Below are 6,838 nucleotides of genomic sequence, written 5' to 3' on the forward strand. Positions count from 1 at the left end.
GTCTCAACCGGACGTCCAGTCGAGCGCGGCGGTCACCAGATTCGTGATTCCCGAGCTGACGGTCAGCACCGGTTCAGGAGCAAATCGCGTCGAGTGGTTCACCGGAACATTGGCAGGCAGCGATCCTGTTCGAAGAAGTTCCAAATCGTGGGAAGAGAACAACGCAGGATCACTCGCTCCCCAGAACCAGTACACCGAAGGGCATTGCGCTGCCGTGCCGAACGCCCCGAAGTCATCACTGGCCCACGACGCTTCTTCCAGCTGGAACACCGGAAGCCCCGCCCGGTAGAAAGCCTCGTAAAGGCGACTCGTACTGCCTGGAGAGTTTTCCAGCATTGGGAATACGGCGGTTTCAACTACTTCCGCCGGCAGACTTCGCTGGCCCTGCGTGGCCAGTGACACCGCCGCCCGCACCTCACCGAGTACCACCTGCTGTGCCGCGGCGGAGCGCGACCGAATGCTGAGGTGCAACTCAGCTGAATCCGGGATGCGGTTGTCCACCGTTCCGGCATGGGCTGCCCCGATATTGACGATGCTGGTTCCCACGTGACGCTGGGAAAGCTTTTCCGGGCTCAGGACAAGGCGCGCAGCCGTACTCAGCGGGTTCAGTCCATGCTCAGGAAAGGCTGCGTGGCCACCGATTCCATGCAAAGTCACGCGCAATCCATTGCCTGCAGAAGTGGTTGGACCAGGCTTCAAGGTGATGGAACCAGCAGGCATAGGGCTCACGTGCTGGGCAAGAAACACCGTCGGTGCCGGGAACAGATCCAGAACGCCGGCGTGGATCATGCTGAGCGCTCCCCGCCCGGTTTCCTCTTCCGGTTGAAAAAGCACCACCAGCGTTCCGGACCACGTCGTTCGCAACCGGCCAAGGACCTCGGTTGCCCCCAATAGCGCTGCCATATGAGCGTCGTGCCCACAAGCGTGCATCACTCCACCATCCCCCACGGCGCTGCCGGACTGGGTGGAAGCATAAGGCAGATTCGTCGCCTCCTTGCAGGGCAACGCATCAAGTTCAGCCCCGAGCACCACCGTGGGACCCGGTCCGTTCTGAAGGATTCCCACTACGCCCGAACCTCCCACCCGCTCGTGGACCCGCAACCCCAGATTGCGGAGTCGAGCGGCGACCGTCCGGGCCGTACGGAACTCCTTGCCGGACGGTTCCGGTAAAGAATGCAGGTTCTTGTACAGTCCGACGTACTTCCCCGATACCTGCGCTACCAGCCGCCGGCTTTCCCCCCGCGCGGCGGTTCCGGCGGCTGGTGATGGGGCAAGTACTTCACCGGCGGTCATGAACCATCCTGTTGACCACCAGTGCTCGAACCAGCAATCCAATACCCGCGCCGATCACCGCACCGATACCCGGATTCTTGAAGAGCATTCCTGTGCCAAGCCCCAGTACTGCACTGGCTGCTCCCGATACCGCCGCGAGCTCGTAGGACCGCGCTTCAACTGCTGTGTATTCGTGTTTCATTGTTGTTCCTCTCATCGTGCTGTTCGAACATGGATGTTGGGTCTTCGATCAGGGCGGAGGACCGGGTTCCTACCGGAAGCATTGCGCTTACGATGCGGTCCACCCCATCCAGATGAAGTTCGGCGTTCAGAACGTCGTCGGCGTAACCAGAGATCGGCAACGACTTGAGCCCGAGAACCCCGGCGCAGAGCGCAAGGTTCTGGGACATGTGGCCTGCCTCCAGAAGGAGCAGGCGCAGAGCACGCAAGCCGTACTTGGGTCGCAATCGGCCGATGTCCGCTGCTAACACGACGACGGCGGGGACCGTATCTGCGACGATCGCTGCCGTCGCTGCGGGGTCTTCGACGAAGAAGGGAGATGCCGCGGCCAGAAGGGACCGGCCGGAGCCAGGGGAAACATAATGCAGAGAGTGGTTGACGGCGTCATAGGCGTAGGTACCCGGCGCCAGCCCGGATACCGCGTACGCGAAAACCAGTACGTCGGTGGCATAGGCCCCGCTGGGGCTGGGGTAAGTGCGGAAGGTGAGGTGCCCGTCCGGGAGGGTGATCCTTCTTTCGGGCGCGATGCCAACCGCGTTTCCGAGCAGCGCACCCAGCTCGTTCAGGTTTAACGTCTGTCCGTAGTTGCCGTATTCGCTCCGACGGTTTTGAAGTGCATCGTGCAGCCCCGCCTCCAGATTCTGAACGGGAGGCAGCGTCACCGAGCCTGCTCCCGGTGGCCGGCTCCCCCCCTTATCACGGCGGTGCAGAGGAGCGACCGACGCTTGCCGCGGACCGTGCCCGCCACCCATCTCGCTCCTGATGTACTTGCTTGATTCCAGGTACGAATGATCCGAAGCAGTAATCCCGATAGGGAAATAGTCCGCCTCACTTGTCCAGCGGGGGAAGGCCTTCGACGCGAGCCAACTGATGGTGCGCTCGTCCGCCACGCTCAGTCCGAGCCGGTTATTCATCATGTGTACGAGGGACCACATGATTCTTCGCCGGTCTGTAACCAGCAGTCCTTCGGTTTCCAGCTCGCGCAGGCGCTGCAAGGCGGTGAGCAGCCCACTTTTCCAGCGCCCGTGGGTTGACTCCGGCTGATTCTCAGCTACAGAATCCAGTTGATCCCGTCGTGCGTTCCAACGACTGGGTGAGGCTGCGTAGAGCTTTTCGGCCAGCGCGCGAGCAACCTGTCCGTCGGTAATCGATTCCTGCAGGAAATCCCAGGCAGCGAAGTAGCCCCGTACGGACCGGACCGCGTCCAGGTCCTCCTCTTCCGACACGGCGAGCGCAATCAGGAGCAGGTCGAGTCCGATCAGCAGAGCCTGGCGCCGGTCAGTGGATGCGAGTATCCCGACCGCTATCCGGCTGCTCAGCGAGAAGACCCTCTCGCACACGGCCAATCCCTGCGTTCCCCCATAGCGCTCAATCTCGGGTTCGTAGTCGGACCGCACCACTTCGCCGTGGGCCCGCCATCGGGTTGGGTCCTGGGTGCCGAAGTTCGATGCGAAGCGATCCGGATCAATATCAACAGCCGCTGAGCGCCGCAGCGCTACCTGGAGGGATTCCTCGTAGGACAGCAGCGCGTGCTCGCTGACATTGCGGAAGCGAATCCTCAGATGTGGCCCTCCATGCCAGTACCGGAGGAAGAACCAGTCATCCGCTTCTCCGCGCGCCACCATTGCATCAGCCAACGGCCCGACTTCCCGGGCAATCAGTGAGTCAGTGTCTTCCACGGAAAGGTGGCAGTAGAAGTAGGTGCTGGACCATTTGTTGATCACTGAGGGCTCCCTTGCATTGTCCAAACGTTCCGGCGTGTTTCGTGCAGCTCCGGCCGGCGTATCCAGAGCTGGTAAGCGGGAGTAACGTTCAATGGAAGCCGCAGGGCAGCAGCCCATTCGGCTTCATCGAAGTTTCGGGCCGGCCGGGCAGTGTGCCCCGCCGCCGCGGCGCCCAAACATCCCCATTGGCACAGCCAGCCCAATAAGGTATGTACGACGACGTCGGCGCCAGCACCGTAGTGCTCCACCCACGCAGGGAAATCGACACACCATACGAATCCGCTGCCCGAACTGAAAGGGGCATCGAATTCGCCGACGCCCCTCGCCTGCGCAGGCCCATCATCGGATATTTCAACAACCTTCTTGCTGGACATGTCGTTGTTCTCAAGACTCAAATGGAACAGCCTGATCGCAGCGCGATGCGGGAGAAGATGCGCCACCTGAGCAAGTGACTCCTTCAACAGTCCCCAGACAAATTGATTCAGATCGTCTTCGATCGCTCCGCTGGTCACCAGGTTGTGTCTGGAGGATCCACTGGAGCGGCGATCCAGCCACTCCTTCAAAGTGACCGGGGGAAGCCCGCGCGGGTCGAGCAGTCCGCCCCGGGACGCCAGGCCCGCGAGAGTAGCAGCAGCGGAATTGTTGATCGCCATCGCGGTGGGCGACGCACTGTCTGAAGCTGCGCCGCCGGTACGCCGCGCATGGGCTTTCAGGCTTCCTGCCGTCCGCGAAGCGTGGCCAGCAGTTCCTTGGGGTGTCTGCGGACCAAACGTGGTTTCGATGCTGAAGCCGGCGTGTTGCAGCGTCAGGCCGAGCGTGGCCAATAGGTGTCCTGCTTCAAGCAGCGCCAGGGACGGCCGCAGTGTTCCGTAGGGAGCGGGATACCGGTCGGGCCGTATGGTGACTGAGAGAGTCGGCCGGCTACGGGCCGTAACCGGTGTCTCTGATCGGATGGGTACCAGCGATTCGGATACCGGGTCCAACCGATGAGAGCTGGCCGGGCTTCCGGGCATCGCCACTTCGACATCGGCGCCGAACATCCCCCGTGGTGACGGATAAGCGCGGTGTATGGGATAACGGTCGGCAGCTGCTATCCGGCGGATACGCGTCGCTTCCAGTGCAGCGGCGTGAATAAGGGCGGAGTCCGAGAAAGCGGGGTCAGCAGCGCCCGTCACTTGTCCGGGGGTCGCAACCCTAAGAGCCGAGCAGGCGGTCGAGTCGAGCAATGTACCTCTCGCGTTGACGCTTCCAGCCGACTGCGGCGACAGCTCTTCCGGCGGCTCCGCCACGGAAAAGAGTGTTTCGACCACCGACACTTTCTTGCCGAAGGACTGCAAATAGAAGCGCAACAATGTTGCTGCAGCCTGTGCGGGCGCTACGGAAAGGGGTGCGGGATGGGAGAAATCCGGCTTGCGTGCTGCCATGGAACGCCTCCTTTCAAGAGGGTCGCCGCTGAGGCGAGTCGGGGGAGGCCTTCAAGCCTTCGATTCAGGTGCCCGAAGGTCATCGGAATGGATCCAGGCACAATCACTTTCGCAGCGCTTATTCCCAAAGTGCTGCTTGCAAAAGGCGCCGATTGGTTCACGACCAGAAGGTCCAGTCCCAGATCGTGGACGGCCTTCACCCTGAAAGCCAGTTCGGCACTGAGCTCGGTCGGCTGCACGTAAGGAGCCGCGAACTGATCGGCGTCGATCTGTCCTGAAGGCTGGTGCAGGAACTCCGAAAGAGCTCGTGCCTCGCTCAGTCCGTGCATCCCGGTGTGGTCCTCAAGCGTCTCGACCAGTGCGTAATCATGCAGCATTGGACGACAGCGCTCGACGCTCACCGATGCTCGCATCGATACCCATTTGGGATACATCAACGCGTTGGTAAGAGCCTCTTCGATGGCGGCGCCGATGGCCTTTCGACCGTCGGGGTGTGTACCGGATGCAAGACTCAACGCAGGAGCCAGTCCCTGATTCACCAGCGCCTCCGGTGCGGTGATAACCGAGAGCGCTGTGGGAACACCAAAATCGGAGGTCATATCCAGCACCGTGAGGGTCAATCCGCGTTCAGTTATCAGGTCACTTATGTGCCCTACATCCGGCACGGTATCGAGCCGGATCTCCCGTAATCTCGTTTGCGAATACCAAGCGAGCAGAAACGCGTCACGTTCAATAACTTCGAACAGACCATAGAGTGCAGCCTCCTCAAACGTCCCGCCCACAGCACAACCATTGGAAGATTCGTAGAGGAACTTGGGATGTCCCCGTCCACCATGCCAGTAGGCAACATGCTCTGGAATGAGTACCTGGCGATCCTGACGGGTTGACCACGCCCATACCCATGACGTGACCAGATCAGGTGAATAACGGTGCAGACGGAACCTGGGATCGTTCATCGCGTCCTCTGCATGACCGCCCAAGGTGGCAGGATCTATCGCGTCAGCTGCAAGTTGGGTGTAGCTCCCAATGACCGTCGATGTCTGAGGCATCCGGTGACCGCCGAGAACACGCTCGAAGCCTTCCAGGTAGGCCGGTATCTCACTGGAAGTGAAGCGGGTGGAGCGCCCGTATCCTCCCTCACGACGTGTGGTGCCGGGAACCACCGTCTCGCAGGTTACAAGAGACAACGGTGATTCCTCGTCCCGGTAAGCGTGAGCTACAGGACCAAACCGGGAGTCGAAAAGTGCCTCCCGCAGCATTGACCGGTCAAACGATCTGGTGCGGAGCATTCCACCGACCGTCGGTTGACCTGCCACAAGATCCAAGGCGACCGCACTGGACGATAGCTCCTGTGAAGCACAATCCGGGCAGTGAGGATGAGGAAGAAAAGAACTGATTCTCACCATGCCTGTTTCCAGTTCAAGAATCTTCGATCGCAGCCGCAAACTCTTCGGGTCGCGAAGCGCAAACTCGATCAGGCCGGCCGCGGTGTGGCGCCAGCAAAGGTGCCGACCATCGGGAGGGAGCGCGCCGTCGTCGTCAATTCCGCTCGTGTCCTTGCGCCATAGGCCCATGCAGGCGGCGCAACCTGATTCGCCGTTGGGGAGCCACGGTCCAATTCGGATTTCGGAACCCACGCTTCGGCAGAACAGGATCCCGCCGTTCACCGGTATCCGCGTCTCACCGGTCGAGTAGAGGGCCATTACGTCGCCGTCGCCTGACGCGCCCGGTTCCGGCACGCCGTTCAGATCCTGGGACGGCTCCAGGACGTTGCTCTGGGTTATAGCCACGTTGCCACCACCGGATAGAGCCCGACCCGGCCCCAGTATTCGGAGCCCGACGGTGTGAGATATGCGATCCGGTGCGGGTGCTTTGCCGCCCAGGCGAGAATCTCGTCCCTCGAGGAGGTGAGCATGGGCGCAACGCCGCGCGGCGGATTAGTCGCGGTGGCATGCCCAGGCGCTGAATCAGCCGAGAACTGAACGATGGCGGCGGCCCGCATCAGTGCTTCCTCGACCGCCATTTCAGCCCGAGCGGCAATCCCGGTGGATGCCCACGTTCCGTCCACCCACACCCGGCACCTGTGAAGCCCTCGACCGTCGCTTAGCCTGAATCCACCGGTGGGGTTGAGCGCCACTCGGCGTTTTAAACGGGAAATGCCCGTCTGATCAGGAAAAA

General features: G+C 61.5%; 6 protein-coding genes. All 6 read right to left on the reverse strand.

The genetic code is table 11. The features are described from left to right. Nucleotides 1-3: 3 nt before the first annotated feature. Entirely contained in the window at nucleotides 4-1,293 is a 1,290-nt protein-coding gene (locus Q0877_RS15375) for an amidohydrolase (RefSeq protein ID WP_299169409.1), read from the reverse strand. Further along, nucleotides 1,280-1,474 (reverse strand): hypothetical protein, encoded by a 195-nt coding sequence (locus Q0877_RS15380; protein ID WP_299169411.1) that lies wholly within the window; start codon nucleotides 1,472-1,474, stop codon nucleotides 1,280-1,282. The genes Q0877_RS15375 and Q0877_RS15380 overlap by 14 nt, the downstream gene beginning before the upstream one ends. Then, nucleotides 1,449-3,236, reverse strand: coding sequence for a thiopeptide-type bacteriocin biosynthesis protein (locus Q0877_RS15385; protein WP_299169412.1), 1,788 nt, complete (start codon nucleotides 3,234-3,236; stop codon nucleotides 1,449-1,451). The genes Q0877_RS15380 and Q0877_RS15385 overlap by 26 nt, the downstream gene beginning before the upstream one ends. After that, nucleotides 3,233-4,660, reverse strand: coding sequence for a hypothetical protein (locus Q0877_RS15390; RefSeq protein ID WP_299169414.1), 1,428 nt, complete (start codon nucleotides 4,658-4,660; stop codon nucleotides 3,233-3,235). The genes Q0877_RS15385 and Q0877_RS15390 overlap by 4 nt, the downstream gene beginning before the upstream one ends. Next, entirely contained in the window at nucleotides 4,612-6,450 is a 1,839-nt protein-coding gene (locus Q0877_RS15395) for a TOMM precursor leader peptide-binding protein (protein WP_299169416.1), read from the reverse strand. The genes Q0877_RS15390 and Q0877_RS15395 overlap by 49 nt, the downstream gene beginning before the upstream one ends. Continuing rightward, the coding region (locus Q0877_RS15400) for a hypothetical protein (protein ID WP_299169418.1) at nucleotides 6,441-6,838 on the reverse strand (398 nt) is incomplete at its 5' end. The genes Q0877_RS15400 and Q0877_RS15395, both read right to left, overlap by 10 nt.

The sequence above is a fragment of the uncultured Arthrobacter sp. genome (assembly GCF_947495145.1).
Lineage (GTDB): Bacteria > Actinomycetota > Actinomycetes > Actinomycetales > Micrococcaceae > Arthrobacter_D.

Excerpts from the sequence above, each read along its gene's own strand:
- Q0877_RS15390 (WP_299169414.1), bottom strand. The coding sequence starts at position 4,660 with ATGGCAGCACGCAAGCCGGATTTCTCCCATCCCGCACCCCTTTCCGTA.
- Q0877_RS15380 (WP_299169411.1), bottom strand. The coding sequence starts at position 1,474 with ATGAAACACGAATACACAGCAGTTGAAGCGCGGTCCTACGAGCTCGCG.
- Q0877_RS15375 (WP_299169409.1), bottom strand. The coding sequence starts at position 1,293 with ATGACCGCCGGTGAAGTACTTGCCCCATCACCAGCCGCCGGAACCGCC.